At 43.0% G+C, this 15,949-nt stretch carries 13 protein-coding genes and 1 tRNA gene; 4 read left to right on the top strand and 10 right to left on the bottom strand.

From position 1 onward, the window contains the following. Nucleotides 1-14 precede the first annotated feature (14 nt). The 3 genes from IJ00_RS11335 to IJ00_RS11325 form a co-directional block, all read right to left on the bottom strand. The gene (locus tag IJ00_RS11335) at nt 15-1,259 is read right to left on the bottom strand and encodes a DUF4912 domain-containing protein (protein WP_035153094.1); all 1,245 of its coding nucleotides are present in this window, start codon (nt 1,257-1,259) and stop codon (nt 15-17) included. A gap of 524 nt (nt 1,260-1,783) precedes the next feature. Then, complete coding sequence (locus IJ00_RS11330; protein ID WP_035153090.1) at nt 1,784-2,773, bottom strand: AEC family transporter; 990 nt, start codon at nt 2,771-2,773, stop codon at nt 1,784-1,786. A gap of 129 nt (nt 2,774-2,902) precedes the next feature. Further along, a complete protein-coding gene (locus tag IJ00_RS11325) occupies nt 2,903-5,149 on the bottom strand; it encodes an IMS domain-containing protein (protein WP_035153088.1) in 2,247 nt (748 codons plus the stop codon). 627 nt (nt 5,150-5,776) lie between these two features. Between IJ00_RS11325 and pdhA the strand changes: the two genes are divergently transcribed. From pdhA to fba, 4 genes are all read left to right on the top strand, one after another. Next, a complete protein-coding gene (pdhA, locus tag IJ00_RS11320) occupies nt 5,777-6,814 on the top strand; it encodes a pyruvate dehydrogenase (acetyl-transferring) E1 component subunit alpha (RefSeq protein WP_035153086.1) in 1,038 nt (345 codons plus the stop codon). 110 nt (nt 6,815-6,924) lie between these two features. Beyond that, a complete protein-coding gene (locus tag IJ00_RS11315; protein WP_035153083.1) occupies nt 6,925-7,788 on the top strand; it encodes an aldose epimerase in 864 nt (287 codons plus the stop codon). A gap of 57 nt (nt 7,789-7,845) precedes the next feature. Continuing rightward, a tRNA-Lys gene (locus IJ00_RS11310) sits at nt 7,846-7,917 on the top strand. A gap of 390 nt (nt 7,918-8,307) precedes the next feature. Next, entirely contained in the window at nt 8,308-9,387 is a 1,080-nt protein-coding gene (gene fba, locus IJ00_RS11305) for a class II fructose-bisphosphate aldolase (protein WP_035153080.1), read from the top strand. Nucleotides 9,388-9,499: 112 nt separating this feature from the next. On the opposite strand, the gene IJ00_RS11300 is transcribed toward fba, so the two are convergent. The 7 genes from IJ00_RS11300 to IJ00_RS11270 all read right to left on the bottom strand — a co-directional run bounded on the left by IJ00_RS11300 (nt 9,500) and on the right by IJ00_RS11270 (nt 15,586). Continuing rightward, nucleotides 9,500-9,976, bottom strand: a complete 477-nt coding sequence (locus IJ00_RS11300; protein WP_035153078.1) for a tellurite resistance TerB family protein — start codon at nt 9,974-9,976, stop codon at nt 9,500-9,502. Between the two features lie 294 nt (nt 9,977-10,270). Continuing rightward, nucleotides 10,271-11,086, bottom strand: coding sequence for a carbon-nitrogen hydrolase family protein (locus IJ00_RS11295; RefSeq protein WP_035153075.1), 816 nt, complete (start codon nt 11,084-11,086; stop codon nt 10,271-10,273). A 391-nt stretch (nt 11,087-11,477) separates the two neighbouring features. Continuing rightward, nucleotides 11,478-12,017: a YqeG family HAD IIIA-type phosphatase gene (locus IJ00_RS11290; protein WP_035153072.1), complete on the bottom strand. Its 540-nt coding sequence runs from the start codon at nt 12,015-12,017 to the stop codon at nt 11,478-11,480. A gap of 184 nt (nt 12,018-12,201) precedes the next feature. Further along, entirely contained in the window at nt 12,202-12,774 is a 573-nt protein-coding gene (locus IJ00_RS11285) for a DUF3727 domain-containing protein (protein ID WP_035153069.1), read from the bottom strand. A 404-nt stretch (nt 12,775-13,178) separates the two neighbouring features. Beyond that, a complete protein-coding gene (gene ruvX / locus IJ00_RS11280) occupies nt 13,179-13,625 on the bottom strand; it encodes a Holliday junction resolvase RuvX (protein WP_035158900.1) in 447 nt (148 codons plus the stop codon). A 20-nt stretch (nt 13,626-13,645) separates the two neighbouring features. Next, nucleotides 13,646-14,908, bottom strand: a complete 1,263-nt coding sequence (locus IJ00_RS11275; protein ID WP_035153067.1) for an N-acetyltransferase — start codon at nt 14,906-14,908, stop codon at nt 13,646-13,648. 471 nt (nt 14,909-15,379) lie between these two features. Continuing rightward, nucleotides 15,380-15,586, bottom strand: a complete 207-nt coding sequence (locus tag IJ00_RS11270; RefSeq protein WP_035153066.1) for a hypothetical protein — start codon at nt 15,584-15,586, stop codon at nt 15,380-15,382. Nucleotides 15,587-15,949: the final 363 nt, after the last annotated feature.

Below are 15,949 nucleotides of genomic sequence, written 5' to 3'. Positions count from 1 at the left end.
AGACAAGAATTAAATTAACTCAACCATTCCAAAACAGCTTCATCCTTGGTGTTGGTGTTGCGAGATGGGGTTTCTCGGTTGAACTTCATGTGAATAGAACGAGTTTGTTCTCCGTCTGCGGCAACTGCCATGATGGGATAGTCAATTAAACCATCTTGGAAGGACATCTGGAAGCGGAATGTACCATCGGGATTAAGCTTAATTGGACGACCACCAATGGTGACGGTTGCATCTGGTTCTGTTGCACCATAGACGATTAACTCAGCATCGGCAATTAACCAGAATTTGCGAGGACGCATGGGTACGTCTCCGGAGAAACCAGCACCGGACATTCCGACTCCGGACATATTTAAACCGGATGTGGTAGGTACTGCCCACATACCAACTCCAGAGGGGAAGATGTAGGAACTGATAGCTTGTTCAGGAATCATGGAACCGGGTACGTGCTGCATAGAACCGAACAAGGAACCTGCAACGCGCATTGCTTCAGCAGATTCTGCCATGCCGAAAATTTGGTCGTAGATGGCATTACCGACACCTGCACTAGCGGTGGTAGCAATTTTCTTGGTAGGTGGTACCAATTCGTAGAGGGTTTTGCCACGTAAGTCCTCTTCAAAATTGACGGTGATGAAGACATCTTCAATCCAGTCGGAGGGATAAACGGGGGGAACGTGTACCCGTGCAGAGCGTGCTAATACTAACCAACGACCGTCAACGCAGCGATAACCGATATCAATGACATAATCGCGATCGCTCACTGGAATTGGTAGATACCATTCTCTTGCCATTTCATCACAGGGATATTCCTGGATGCTGTGGGGACTTTGGTAATCTAAATTGATGTCAGTAACATCATAAATTCGCAGTGCTAACTGTTGTCCACCTTGACGGCGTAAGTCTTCTTTATGATCGTTAGGGATATCCCAGTAGGTATATGCCCATTGGGGGTCACGAGGCATTAAAACAATTCGGCTTTCACCATAACCACTAGGTAGATCTCCTAGTCCTTCATCAACATCAGCAAGAGTTGCGATTGTACGATCAACTTGACCCAACTCAAATTTTGCTGCTTCCACGGTTTCTTGTGCCTCCATTGAGCGAGAGTTGTTGAGAGAGAGTTTGCTGCGTTCGACTTCGATAATTGCTGCCAGCAGCTGGGACTTACGCATTCTGCTATAGCGAGAGATGCCATAAAAACTAGCGACTTTACGTAATTGTCGCAGTGTCATCTCTTCAAGCGGTGGGCGTTCTTTTGCCATGAGTTTGTTCTCCAGTAGTTTAAAAGGTAAATGATATCCCCTAGATGAACCGTGGCTGATTTAGTAATTCCATCGACCTCAGACAACTTCTGACTCCTAACTTTTAAGCTTGCCGATTTTTTGTATTGTCTTTTTATACTTAGGGTCTGAGGATGGGGTTTGTGTGAAGTAAGAATTCAACTTCTGTACTTCATGAATTTGTACCCTATACCTTCGTATTTACCCTTCATACTTATGTACTTTGTTAAATGAATATTAACCAGCAACCCCCGGCAGGGATCAAGGGGGTAAACCAGGTATTTTTGCCTAGACTACGATTTTCTAGGTTTTCTTGGGATCGCAATGTCATGAAATCTTGATAATTAGCTCCTAATGGGGAGCGATCGCCCTCCCGACAACAAGGGTAATGTCACAAAATCTTGACTTTTTGGTCTAGAGATATCTAAAAAGCCTCAAAAAAATTAGATCCCCGACTTTTGGAGAAAGATGGGGATCTGGGAATTTATCAAAATCAATCAGAGGAATTAGCGAAAAATTATCACCCATAGAGGTAAGACAAGCAGTAGTAACAAAGTGGAAAGGAGAATACTGCTAGCGATTAAATCACGTTCCAGATTATATTCTTCTGCCAGAATCAAACCAGCAAAAGCGGTGGGCATTCCTGACATTAACACCATTGCCAAGGGGCGATCGCCAGACAAACCCAACCCCCAAGTTACCAGTAAACCCATTAACAGAGGTGTGATTAAAACTTTAATCATGGCTGGAAAAAGGGCAATTTTCAGACTTTTCCATCCTTGCAACTGAGCTAAACGGATACCAATCAACAAAAAAGCCAAAGCAATGACAACGCTAATTGACTGCTGAAGTCCAGATTCGATGACGTGGGGAAATGAAATTTGACGACAGAGACTACCGATAATAAAAGCCCACAGAGGAGGAACAGTTAATATTTCCCGTAATTGTGCCCACCATTGGATTGGTTTGCCTGCATGACTGTAGAAACTGGCAATAATCACACCCACACCATAGGGACCAATTACATTGTGAGTAATGCTAAAAATTACTGCCCAATTCATGGCATCAGCATTCACCAAAAAAGGGGCGATCGCCAAACCGACAAACCCCGTATTACCCAAACCAGCAGCCAATAAAAAACTGCCCCGACTGCGAGAGTCAAGGCAAAAATCAGGAAAAAAATCTGGTAATTTTATTTGCGACTCCGGGGAAAATATGCGTTGCCACGTCCACAAAACCAACCCCGCAATCAATAAACCAATCACAATAGCAGCAATGGTAATAATTACTGGCATCAGAGAAAAACCTGTGTCAGTACCTAATCCTGCGCTTTGATTTTGACGAGCTAGGGCAAATAGTTCTAGGGGTACACCTACCCAGTAAAGTCCGCGACCTAGGTAATGAGGAAACCACGGAGGTAAAAACCTCAAGATGATAAAACCTAAACTCGTCCAGAGGATCAGGGGAGTATAGGCATGAATTAGAGTATCCGTCATACCAATTGGGGATGTTAAATTGGGAACTTGAGATGTTTTCTCAGAGAAAAAGGTGATAAAAGGCAGTATAAAATAATTCTTATGTTACTGATACTCAAGGCGGGAAGAGAAGAAGAATGTTCCCTGTACTTAAGAATTACTGATAACTGCCATATCCCGAATTCGCCACACACCATCTACACGAATTAAATCGTATCTGACTCTGATTTTATCGTTATTGGTTTTTTGCATCTGTTCATTTTCAAAAAACTGTGTGACTTCGCTCACGGAAGCTTCCACAAAAGCATGATCTTGATCACCATCTTTTTTCTTGACAGATTCTATTTTCAGATTGTGTTCATATTGACGATAACGATTGGCAGTTTTTTCTTGTTCGGCGATTTGCTGCCACTGTTTCAACGCAGAACCTGTGAGAATTTGTTCGAGACTAGCAATTTCATGATTATTACCTAATGCCGCAGCTTTAGTAGAGAGCCAAGTTTGAATTACTTCTTCGGCGGTATTTTCGGTAAGTTCACCTTCGGGAAACTGGGGTTGACTGTTAGAGTCGGGAATTTTTACAGGTGAGTCATTAATTTTCACAGTTAGGGGTTCACCCTGTAAATTGGGTATGGGCGAGACAATATTTAAAACCCAACCATAAATCTGGGAAATCAGGAGCCAAAAAACAACTATTCCTCCCACGGAAGCAATAATTTTCCACAAAAGCTGGACTTTTGCCTCTGGATTGATGGAGGAGCGGCGTTTTCTGACAACTACGCGAGGGGAAGAAGGGGTGCGTTGACGTTCTGGAGGTGGGGTGGCGATCGCTCGTGATTGTCGTGATTGCCTTGATTGCGAGGATTGTCTATTATCCGCGATCGCTTCCCTAGAACTTGCCACAGTTTTCTGTACAGTTTCACTTCCACCTCTGGCAGAATTTACTTCTGGAGGGAGGGAGGAAACTTTCCAGTTTTCCGAGGTTTGACTACTGCTTCTGGGGGAAGAAGTTGGGTTAGGTGATGTGTTGTGAAGGGGACGAACTTTTTGACTACTGGAAGATGGACGATTATCCTGCCATTCCTGGCGAATTTCCCGCGTTTCCATCGACACGGTTTCTAAATAAGCTTGTACTTCCTCATCGGCAAAATAATCTTTTAAAGCTGCCGTCTGATTAACTAAATCTCGGAAATGGGGAAATACTTCTTCCTGTAACCACTTCTCTACGTATAAACACAGTCCTGGTAGCAGGTCTGGGGAATCTTGAGAATGCTCCCGAATGAATACCAAAGCCTCATATTCTTGGCTCATTTCTAAGCAACGGGTAGCAGCTTCCGTTTGCCCCAGTAGCAAAGCACACAATGATTGTTCTAAATGGACATCCTGACGTTTACCCAAATGTACCAGCATCTGTTTTGCCTGACGAATCAGAGCAGCTTGACGTTGGGTAAATCCTCTGGCAATCAGAGCATAGACAGCTAAATAACTAGCAACCGCAGAAGGGCGGACACTTTCTTTCTCGAAAATATTATGTTGCTCTGTAACCGTCAAATGATGGCGTAGTTGCTGTATAAACCGGAGAAAATCATCAATACTTAAACCAGATTGATCATTCCCATTGCCATCAATGCCACCGCGTTCGTCTAAAATATTTTGTAATATTTGTAACCCCTGCTGACGTTTTTGTATCTGCTCTAGGGGTAAAGCTAGTAATTCCAAAATCCGATAGGGTCGAAGCCTGTAGAGGTCTGCCTGAATTTCGGCACGAACAGTGGTAAACAGTCCTTCCTTGGTGAGGAGTTCTTCCCCAGTTTCTAGGGAGATAGCGGCATTTTCATAGTGACCTTGCTGCCATTCTTCCCGCCCTAACTCTAAGCAAGCCAGGGCGACGGTGAGAACCACATCCGGACGTTCTACAGAAGCTTCTGACAGATGACCGCCACTTGTAATCGTATTTCCACTGACGACATTGGTGCCGTTTTTATCTACAATACAGGGGCGACCAAGATTTAAGACCAGCTCGTATTCTCCGAGTTCTTGGAGAATTAGTAAAGCACCGACTAGTTCATCATCATTAATCTCGATACTGAGATTTTTCTGTTGATATTCTGTGTCCCTATCTTCGGCAGGCTCTTCTAGGGCTACAACTGCATGGCGATCGCCATCCGCACCATAGGCATGTGCCAGATATAACTGATCGTATGCTCGACGTTCTTTAGGATCTGATAAAACCACGTAAGCTTCTTCGATAAGTTGTTTGCGAGAGGCAATAGCTGCTTGGGAATACTCACGACGGGGCAGCTGCACAACGCGATCGCTATACGCTTGCCGCAATTGTTCTTCACTTGCCGCCAACGGTAGCCCTAAAATTCGGTAGTAATCTAGCGGAATTCGCACAGCTTAATCCCCACGCAGCACGATAAACATAATTTTCCGAGAATTTTCCCAGGCTGTAAAACCGTGCCATAATTATATGTGTGTTTTACAACAAGTTCACCCTGATATCTATCAGACTATAGGTGATAAAAAACACTAGCATGAACTAGTGGAAATTGAGAAATATTTTCTTATCAGAATATAAGCCATCGCTATTTATACGGTTGATAGAAAGGAAATCTATCTGTGGCTGGGTATAGCCAACACCGTTGTATAGAATTGTCATTGCTCGTAAGCGAACCGAAGTATATCATACCTAGGCTGATAGTGCAATTATCTGGAGTCAGAGAGCGGGGAGCAAGATGTTTTGCCATTACTCACTTACCCAAACTGTCAATTGCTATGCAGACAAAAGAATATCTGATTGATAGCCTGAAATTCCAGGGTAATTCAGTTCAGAACTACTTTTGTTGATTTAGCATTGTCGAATCAGAATTCCCAAGGGTTTTCCTAATTCATTGCCGAAATAGCAATCGAGTGCAGTACTAGAGACTTAATATAAGTGTTGATAGATGTGTTTACTCCTTCTGTGGGTAGAGCCTATCTAAAATGGTAACTTTAAGTGTTACTACGGGAATAAAAAAACTAATGATTCAAGAACGCACATTACCCCAGTTTGATACGTCTACAGTCCAGATTACGAAACAAGAAGGTCTGGCATTGTACGAAGATATGGTACTCGGACGCACCTTTGAGGATAAATGCGCCGAAATGTACTACAGAGGCAAAATGTTCGGATTCGTTCACCTCTACAATGGTCAAGAAGCGGTTTCTAGTGGCATTATCCGAGGAGCAATGCGTCCAGGAGAAGATTTTGTTTCTAGTACATACCGCGATCACGTCCATGCTTTAAGTGCGGGAGTACCAGCAAAAGAGGTAATGGCAGAATTGTTTGGTAAAGCCACCGGTTGCAGTAAGGGACGTGGTGGTTCCATGCATATGTTTTCTAGTGAACACCGTTTACTCGGTGGTTATGCATTCGTTGCCGAAGGTATTCCCGTAGCTTCTGGAGCCGCATTTCAGAGTAAATATCGTCGAGAAGTTCTAGGTGATGCCAGTGCTGATCAAGTAACAGCTTGTTTTTTTGGGGATGGTGCTGCTAATAATGGTCAGTTCTTTGAGACGCTGAATATGGCTGCTTTGTGGAAGCTACCAATTCTTTTCGTTGTGGAGAATAATAAGTGGGCGATCGGGATGGCTCATGAGCGGGCAACTTCTGATCCAGAGATTTACAAGAAAGCCAGTGTTTTTAACATGGTGGGTGTAGAAGTTGATGGGATGGATGTATTAGCAGTTCGCCAAGTAGCCTTGGAGGCTGTACGACGCGCCCGTGCTGGTGAGGGTCCGACCCTAATTGAAGCCTTAACCTATCGTTTCCGGGGTCACTCCCTAGCAGATCCAGACGAGTTGCGTAGTAAAGAAGAGAAGGATTTTTGGTTCTCTCGTGATCCAATCAAGAAACTGGCAACTTATCTGACAGAGCAAAATTTGGCGACGGCAGCAGAACTAAAAGCAATTGACCAGAAAATTCAAGAAAACATTGAAGAGGCTGTGAAATTTGCTGAGAGTAGTCCCGAACCAGACCCCAGCGAGTTATATCGCTTTATCTTTGCGGAAGATGAGTGATAGAGGCTGGAATGCCGATTTTTGATTAGTTACAAGTGACTAGCAGTAGTTAGATTCCCGGCTTTTGACACAAGTCGGGGATTTGGCAAGACTTAACACCAGGTAAAATTATGTTTTCTATATCCCTAGAGCAGAACCAATACAAAACCTATATCCTTGGCGATCGCCAGACAAAAATCTCAGTCGTTCCAGAGCGAGGGGGAATTATCACCCGTTGGCAGGTACAAGGGCAAGATATTTTCTATCTAGATGAGGAAAGGTTTACCCACCCTGAGTTAAGTGTGCGAGGCGGTAATCCAATTCTGTTTCCCATCTGCGGTAACTTACCCGATAATATCTACACCTATCAAGGTCAGGAATATACCTTGAAACAACACGGATTTGCCCGCGATTTACCTTGGGAAGTGGAAGAAGTGCAAGCAGATAATTTAACCTATCTGACCTTACATTTGCACAGTAGCGAGCAAACAAAAGCAGTTTACCCCTTTGAGTTTCACCTGGCTTTTAGTTACATTCTCAGCGATGACAGTCTAGAAATTCGGCAAACTTTCACCAACCATTCCTCCCAACCAATGCCGTTTTCTGTAGGTTTCCATCCTTACCTGATTGTTGGTGATAAAAATCAACTAGAGTTAACAATTCCATCTGCTGAATATCAAGACCAGAAGACCAAGGAATATCAACCCTTTAGCGGTAATTTTGACTGGGAACGGGATGAAATCGACGTTGCCTTCAAAAAGCTAGAAGGAAAGAGCGCGACAGTTACAGACCATAGTCGCAGGTTAAAATTAACCCTAGAAGCTGATGATATTTTCTCAACTTTTGTATTTTGGACACTTAAGGGTAAAGATTTCTATTGCATTGAACCTTGGAGCGCTCCTCGCAATGCCATCAACACTGGTGAAAAGTTGAGCATACTTGAGTCAGGAGGTAGTCTGACAGCTAGTTGCAAGCTGATAGCAAATTTTTTCTAAACCTCTTTACAAAACTCTAGGCATCTGTGTTATGATGCCATAGTTGCGAAAGCAAAAGGGTCGCTAGCTCAGCGGTAGAGCACTCGGCTTTTAACCGATTGGTCTTGGGTTCGAATCCCAGGCGACCCATATAAGCTTGAAATCTAATTTTCATGATTGAGAAATGTCTATATGGTATAGGCATTTTTCTTTTACTGGCAATTCTTATAATTCCCAGGTATAGCAGTTTCTGTTTGTGGTGAACAAAACCTGTGAGTGACATAGGCAAATGGCGATCGCCCCTCCATAATCAACATGGAATACCTGGTTACCGATAGGCGATTTGATTCGGGTGATGGAATGAACAGCAATATAGAGTCAGCACAGGGCAAATTGAATAGAAGGGTGATGCAAACTTTTTCAACATAAACACACCACACTAGTTATAATTTCCTATAAGTTCACAATTTTTTTAGATTAGCGTAGAAGTAACGCTCTTCTGGAATCGACTCCCTGACAACCATATTAGGAGGATTACCTATGGCGCTTGTACCATTGCGGCTGCTTTTGGATCACGCGGCTGAAAACGGTTACGGCATCCCAGCTTTCAACGTTAACAATTTGGAGCAGATTCAGGCAATCCTGAAAGCTGCTGCCGAGACAGATAGCCCCGTAATTTTGCAAGCTTCTCGTGGCGCTCGTAATTATGCGGGTGAAAACTTCCTCCGCCACCTCATCTTGGCTGCGGTAGAAACCTATCCTGAGATTCCCATTGTTATGCACCAGGATCATGGTAATGCTCCCTCTACCTGTTACTCAGCCATCAAGAACAACTTCACCAGCGTGATGATGGATGGTTCTTTGGAAGCTGATGCTAAAACCCCTGCTAGCTTCGAGTACAACGTCAATGTTACCCGCGAAGTTGTAAATGTTGCTCATGCTTTGGGCGTAAGTGTAGAAGGTGAACTCGGTTGCTTGGGTTCTCTGGAAACTGGTGCTGGTGAAGCTGAAGATGGACACGGTTTTGAAGGTACTCTTGACCATTCTCAACTGTTAACTGACCCTGATGAAGCTGTGAGCTTCGTAGAAGCTACCCAAGTAGATGCTTTGGCTGTGGCTATCGGTACCAGCCACGGTGCTTACAAGTTTACTCGCAAACCCACTGGCGAAATTTTGGCTATCAGCCGCATTGAAGAAATTCACCGCCGTCTACCTAACACCCACTTGGTAATGCACGGTTCTTCTTCCGTACCTGAAGATTTAATCGCTATGATTAACGAGTACGGTGGTGCTATTCCTGAAACCTATGGTGTACCTGTAGAAGAAATCCAAAAAGGTATCAAGAGCGGTGTTCGTAAAGTTAACATCGATACTGACAACCGCTTGGCTATCACAGCAGCTGTACGCGAAGCTTTAGCAAAAAATCCCAAGGAATTTGACCCCCGTCACTTCCTCAAGCCTTCTATCGCATATATGCAGAAGGTTTGTGCAGAGCGCTATGTTCAATTTGGCACTGCTGGTAATGCTAGCAAGATTAAACAAGTTTCTCTGGAAAGCTTTGCAGCTAAGTATGCCAAAGGCGAACTGAATGCTGTCACCAAGAAAGTTCTTTCTGTATAATCTTTGTCGCCAATTACGGTTACTTGATTAAATAATTACAAATAAGCCGGGTAGTTTTTCACTGCCCGGTTTATTCATTAGTATATATACTAGGGATGGCAAAATGAGGATTTTATTCCTCTTCTTCCTCGTCTTCGTATTCTTCCTCGTCTGCTCCAAAAACTTCGTCGATAATTTCTTGTGCTCTTTCGTCAGAAATATTTAGGGATTCTTGGAGTTGGGAAATGTATTCCTGTTCTTCGTCAGGAACTTCACCATCAATTCCGACAACTAAAATAGCAGTAGTGTAAGCAGCTTCTCTGTAAGCTCTATTTGGCAAGGAAGCGATCGCCTGAGCAACTACATCATCTGCATCTTCTTCTTCTAAAAGACTCACAACTTTCTGAGTCAACTCTTCGTAATCTTCATCAGAAAAGTCTTCAAATTGGGAAACGCTGCCGAGCATTTCACTCAAAGCATATTCTTCTTGGATGGTGATACCTTCATCATCAGAAGCTGCGGAAAATAATCCTAAAACCGCGATTGCAACTTCTGGCTCAAGGGCAACTGCACTAGCTTTACCGCTTCTGAGAGATTTAGTTTTAGACATAGCTATCCTGTAAAAAGTTTGTAATTGACAAGGAAGTTATTTCTGGAAGTTGCACCGGTAAATTGTTTCAGATAAGTCTTGACTTGACTAGGGAAAATTTTATTTTTCACTTCCTGTATTCATGGTTCCCAAAATAATCGAGAAACTCTCACACTACCTCTAAAAAATTGGAAATTTGAGAATCATCTGAAATACACTTTCTGGTAATTGTGTCAAGCTATATTTTATGAAATTATTCACCTTGATTCCTTTCCTTGGAAATCAAACAGTGATACTAGGATAGCTATGGTTGCATCAAGCAAATACGCGGTGCTGTAAGCTAGGCATTTGCCGACGTACTTGTTCAATGCGGGATGGTTTAATTTCGGCGATCGCGACACCGGGTTTTTCTCCAGCATCGGCAAGAATTGCCCCCCAAGGGTCAATAATCATAGCGTGTCCGTGGGTTTGACGACGCGCATAATTCAACCCAGTTTGTGCCGGAGCAATCACATAACAAGTATTTTCAATGGCACGGGCTTGTAATAAAACTTGCCAGTGGTCCTTACCTGTAAAAGCCGTAAAAGCTGCTGGCACAAAGATAACATCAACTCCTTTGTCGGCAAGGTGACGGTATAATTCCGGAAAGCGGACATCGTAGCAAACAGAAAGTCCAATGTTCCCCAGGGTTTGAGAATGGTAAATAGAAGGTAACTCCTGACCAGCCATCACCGTACTTGACTCACGGTAGGTGTTACCATCAGGTACGTTGACATCAAATAGATGCACTTTATGATAACGCTGAAGCTCCTGACCGTTGGGATCTAGGAGTAAGGCAGTATTATAAACTTTATCTGTACCAGCTACAGGAACGGGGAAGCCACCGCCTAAAATGGTCAGTTGATAGCGTTGTGCCATAGTTTTAAGAAATGCTTCTGTTTTCTGGGCGATCGCCTCAGCTTGCACAAGTTTCTCTTTTTCTTCTCCCATAAAGGAAAAGTTCTCTGGCAAACCCACTAATTCCGCACCTTGACGGGCGGCTAAATCGATCAGTTCTTCTGCTTGTGCCAAATTCTTTTCTAAATCGGGCACACTTGTCATTTGAATAGCGGCGGCTAAATAAGACTTCATAGATCCAACAACGAACAGAGTGTTATCTGCGGTAGATTATCAAACTATATATTTAATTAAACAGTTGCAGGGCATAAATTTTATCACCACTTTACCCAGTAAATCCTGATATCAAGATAAAGCGCGACTAATTCACTTCAGTATTTTACTATTTGTAAAGTAGTATTGTACACTAAGCTCGATTTAGTAGTTTGTTCTCAAAAAAGCTTATATGGCAATAGGCAAAGCGCCAACACTTCTATAAGTTAAAGGTTGACGCTCTGCTAGGTAAATATTACTTTCTATTTTTCTAGGTCTTTAATTTTTTGACCCATGTTATATATAATTATCTTCCCTCACTTTGGGAAAAGACCCTGTATTTTTAATTATTTCTTTAGATTTATTTTCCTGACTATTTGTCAAGGTTTGTAAATCTCTGTTTTTTAGGAGTGATAGAAACCCCGATAATTTCTGATATCCAGACTTCAAAATTGCGAATGGGATGGTTGTATAGGGGAGTTTCTGGATGAATGATGGGTTCCACGAGGATTGTAAACATTCCTAAACGATTACCCGCTAAGACATCAGTAAATAGGCGATCGCCCACCATTGCCACCTGTTGTACGGGTAAATTCATTTCTTGAACCGCTTCCCGGAGTTTGCGTCGAGAAGGTTTAGCTGCACCCAGGAAGTAGGGTAAATCCAGGGAACGAGCAATCCCACCAATGCGGTTTTCGCTGAGATTATTACTCACTAACCAGATATCCACACAGGAACGAATTTCTTCCACCCATTTTTTCAATTCTGGGGAAGCAGAAGCCACTCGAATAGGTACTAGGGTTTCATCCACATCCAAGAGTAAACCTTTGAGGTTGTACTGTTGAATCATTTCCCGTGTCAGGTGCAAAATAGAGCCTTCTAAAATTAAATCTGGTTGTAAGAGTTGATTCATGCAAATATTTCTCCAGGGAATGAGTAATGGGGAATAGAAAATATCAAGTTAGCCTTTTATGTAGGTTTGTATATGGAAAAACACAAAAATGCCTACCTTTTTCTTCTTATCCCATTGTCAAGTAGGTTGAGACGACAAAAGACGCGACAAAGCGCGTCTCTAGATTCATGCTTCTGCTTTAATTTTATTCCACTTCATTAAACAGATGTTCTTCTAAGAGGGGTTGCACCTGGCGAAATTCCTCTGGCGAGAGTAATTCTGGGTTCCCTGTTTTAGTGATGCGAGCAAAAAACAATAAGGGATCAAGGGGGGTATATACAGCAAATTCCTGTTCTTCATGGTAGAAGCTAGCAAGTAGCTGTAATTGTTCTGGTTCTAATTGTGCTTCATCGTCTTCAATTTCCAGGGTAAAGAGTTCTGATTCTTCGACTGGTGGTAATTCGCCGGCGACGGTGAGAGCGTATGCTGTGTTTTTCAAGACTAAATTTTGTTCTGAGAGTACAGCTTGAGCAGTAGTGAAGATTTCATCAATAATGGCATCATCTTCGACTAATACAGCTTCTTCTTCCTCGTCGTCACCCTGCCATGCAAATATTTCTACAGGTGAGTCAACAGGAAGCAATAAGACATACTCTTGTCCATCCACTGTCAGGGAATGCTCAATATAACATTCGAGCGATCGCCCTTTTTCATCCGTTAAAGTGATGGAACCCGCAGGAGTATAGTCAGTGTCTTCAGGGAAAGGAGAGGAATACATAGCCAAGGTGGAGAAATTTATAAATTACCAGCAACTGGGAAATTTAGTTTAACTGCTTAAAGATAAAGACGAGCAACCAAAAATATCAACTGAGATTGTTAAATACCAATGCTGGCGAGGAGGAAAGTGCTGTGAAAGCTTCTACTGTTTACCCAGAGTAAAGTTCAGAGGAGTACAACGTTCTCAATCATCAAAACTCGTCAATTGACAGGGTTGGAGAAATTGAGAATAGTTTGTTGATTAGCGCTGCTCTTTACTAGAGGTGACGATCATGAATAAACACTGAGTAATTACCCAACATACTAATCATCAGTAGCTTTTCCATTCTTGATTGGTTTATGCAGTTTACATCAAACTATATAAACTTCAGAATATCATGGTAACAGGTATGGTTACTCAGCAAATCAGCGACGAGCGTCAAGCCATTGTTGCAGAATAATTGCCGCCGCTTTGCGATCAATTAACCCCTTATTGCGCGAGGGTGAGCGATTTTCTGCCAGAATTAGCTGTTCTGCTTGAAAAGAAGTCAAGCGTTCATCTACATACTCAAAAGGGAGCTGTAGTGCTTTCGCCAATCTTTTGGTAAATTTTTGTACTTGTTTGGCTTGAAAACCACAGGTACCATCCATCGAGTAGGGTAAGCCGACGACTAATATTTCCACCCCTCGCTGTTGGACAATTTGCTGCATTTGAGAGACATCTTGCTCAAAGTTTGTGCGTTCAATGGTGGTGATTCCCGTGGCAATTAAACCTGTGCGATCGCAACCAGCGACTCCAATGCGCTTACGTCCCACATCCAAACCGAGAGCGCAAACAAAGACACGAGAGGGAGTTTGACTTCTAGCCTCCACGTCCTTTTGTGTCACCAAACTTACTCCTGTTCTAAATTATTGTTTGATTCTTGGGGGTTAGAAGTTTCTAAGCTAGGGTGATGACAAGGGAAACTCAGATGATCTTGCCCATAATTAGGAGCTATTTTCATTTCTGGGGGGTGAGACTTGCCCGGTGGTAACCAAGACATTCCTCCAGGAATGGGTTTGCGGGCAGGTTGTAAACCTTGCAACACTTCCGGTAACTGAATCCCTTCTAAGGAAACAAACTTCGATTCCCGGACTTTATGCCATACGGAACGAGACATAATGAGAGTATGTTCAATACGACTCGCACCAATTCGTTCTAAATACTCTTCTCCTTCCGGCTGATAGTCTGCGGAAGCCACTTTCAGGGATTGTTTAGGGAAATCCTGAGTAATTCTCGCTAATTGAGATAGTAATTCTGGATACAGCCATGTGTAGGCAGGATGGACTGTGAGACTGGCAACATGGGGTTCATGCCCTTGGAGATCGAGGGATAGCTGAAAATAGCCGATGGCGGCTTTTCTTTGGGGTTCAAATACGTAGCCACTGACGACTTCTGTTTTATTTACCCATTGCTTAATGGCATCTACCAGGGCGCAGGATAAGCCAGTTTTAAAATCGTGGGTTTGGCGATCAAATACTTGTCGCACCAAGGGGGGCATAGATGCCGTATCTAGTTGATAGAGCAACTGAGCATCAGCGTTACTCACCGGCAGTAGATTGGGCAAATCTGGTTCTGCCTGAGCTAATTCTGTCAGTAATTCTGGTTGAATTTCCCAGTAGGTGATTTCTGCTAAACGTTGAAAACCGTTGTGTCGGTATAGTGCCAGGGCATCAGTATCATTGATATTGACTTCCAGTATCCAAGTTCTTGCTTCCAGGATAGATTCAAAGCAGTAACGCAAGAGTTGGGAACCGATTCCTTGGCGATCGATGCTACGCTCCAAGAGGACACGATCAACACGCCAAGTGCTGCGGGTGCGATTGAAGGGCGAGACTTGAATCATACCGAGGAGCGATCGCCCCTGTTCTGCCACATACCCACAAAAACTGTACTGTAGTGGGTTAGGAAACCAACTCAACAACTTGATAAATCCATACCAACGACGTAGCCATTGGATTTGTTGCCCCGGTGAAGCAACTTTGTCGGATGCTGAGGCTGCGAAGGACTCTTGATTTAAGCGTTCGATTACGTCCAAGTCCCGATACTGAACTGGTCGAATCACCGCACTGAAATTTCGAGGAAGTAAGGAAGTCATTTTCATTCGAGCCGTTATTCAGCCTTAATAACTGGAGGGTAATGCAGAAACAGAAAATTTACTGTTTAGAGAATGGGAGTAACGTGTACTTTGCATTCAGCATACGGAACGCATAGCCCTCCGCAGATGCCGCAGAGGTTTCTGGGTTTAGTTAAGAGGTAACGGTAGGTTGATTGAACCATACATCTATAAAAGGGTGGCGACAGTTCTGAGGTGAACCAATCAAAACTGCTTCCTGTCAAGTTCTATAGAAGTTCCATAGATACCGAGTTACCTAGGAGTAGCCTCCGCCGCAACTGCTTGTAAAACAAACTGCTGCATTCATATTAACGGCTTTCTGCCCTTAACTATTTATCCTCAAGAGTGATTTTCCCCACTTGATTCAAAACTCAATACTAAAAAAGCAGTCCCGTCAAGATAAGTTACAAAACTTTTCCTAACTGGCACTGCTTCTATTTTATGTGAATTTTTATTGATATTCAGAATAAATTAAACAACGCGACGGGAAACCAACTTCTCAAAATTTGCTTGAGTTTGGTGAAGTAGCTGTTCTCTACTGTCTGTTTGTGTGGACTTCAGGGGAGGAACCAGATTGCGAGCTTGAAGAGCCATATGCATTTGCAGGTGGGCAACATATTCGCTGAAATCGTCACGTACTGCATCTGTGCCCGTTACAAAATTTGATTCCGTTGCCACAGGGTTCTCCTTCTTTAGTGAGTTGCATTGTGTAGATTTACATTTCCAAAACTTATCATAAGCTTTTACCTGTCTTTTTAATTTGCAATGAAGTTTAATGATTAGTCAGCAAGGGCAAAAATGTGAGTTTGTATAGGATTTTTCTATAGTTGTGATTTTTCTGGAAAATCTAGCTCTTCAAATATGTGTCGTCAGGAGTATGGAGTTACCGGAGAATTGCTTATTGCTGGGTGCTTTTGGTTCGGAGGCGCTTATTTTCGCTTATTACCCAAAATTATCGTGAAATATCCCAGATTTTTAGAGATGACAGCAATTCTTCAGGATATAACAGTTTTGGGCATGAAAATTAGATACCAGTTTCTA

Source organism: Calothrix sp. 336/3, assembly GCF_000734895.2.
Classification (GTDB): domain Bacteria; phylum Cyanobacteriota; class Cyanobacteriia; order Cyanobacteriales; family Nostocaceae; genus 336-3.
The sequence above is the reverse complement of the archived record's forward strand: the minus strand, read 5'-3'. Positions and strand labels throughout refer to the sequence as shown.

Excerpts from the sequence above, each read along its gene's own strand:
- IJ00_RS11335 (WP_035153094.1), bottom strand. The coding sequence starts at position 1,259 with ATGGCAAAAGAACGCCCACCGCTTGAAGAGATGACACTGCGACAATTA.
- IJ00_RS11300 (WP_035153078.1), bottom strand. The coding sequence starts at position 9,976 with ATGTCTAAAACTAAATCTCTCAGAAGCGGTAAAGCTAGTGCAGTTGCC.
- fba (WP_035153080.1), top strand. The coding sequence starts at position 8,308 with ATGGCGCTTGTACCATTGCGGCTGCTTTTGGATCACGCGGCTGAAAAC.
- IJ00_RS11295 (WP_035153075.1), bottom strand. The coding sequence starts at position 11,086 with ATGAAGTCTTATTTAGCCGCCGCTATTCAAATGACAAGTGTGCCCGAT.
- IJ00_RS11290 (WP_035153072.1), bottom strand. The coding sequence starts at position 12,017 with ATGAATCAACTCTTACAACCAGATTTAATTTTAGAAGGCTCTATTTTG.
- IJ00_RS11315 (WP_035153083.1), top strand. The coding sequence starts at position 6,925 with ATGTTTTCTATATCCCTAGAGCAGAACCAATACAAAACCTATATCCTT.
- IJ00_RS11285 (WP_035153069.1), bottom strand. The coding sequence starts at position 12,774 with ATGTATTCCTCTCCTTTCCCTGAAGACACTGACTATACTCCTGCGGGT.
- IJ00_RS11330 (WP_035153090.1), bottom strand. The coding sequence starts at position 2,773 with ATGACGGATACTCTAATTCATGCCTATACTCCCCTGATCCTCTGGACG.
- pdhA (WP_035153086.1), top strand. The coding sequence starts at position 5,777 with ATGATTCAAGAACGCACATTACCCCAGTTTGATACGTCTACAGTCCAG.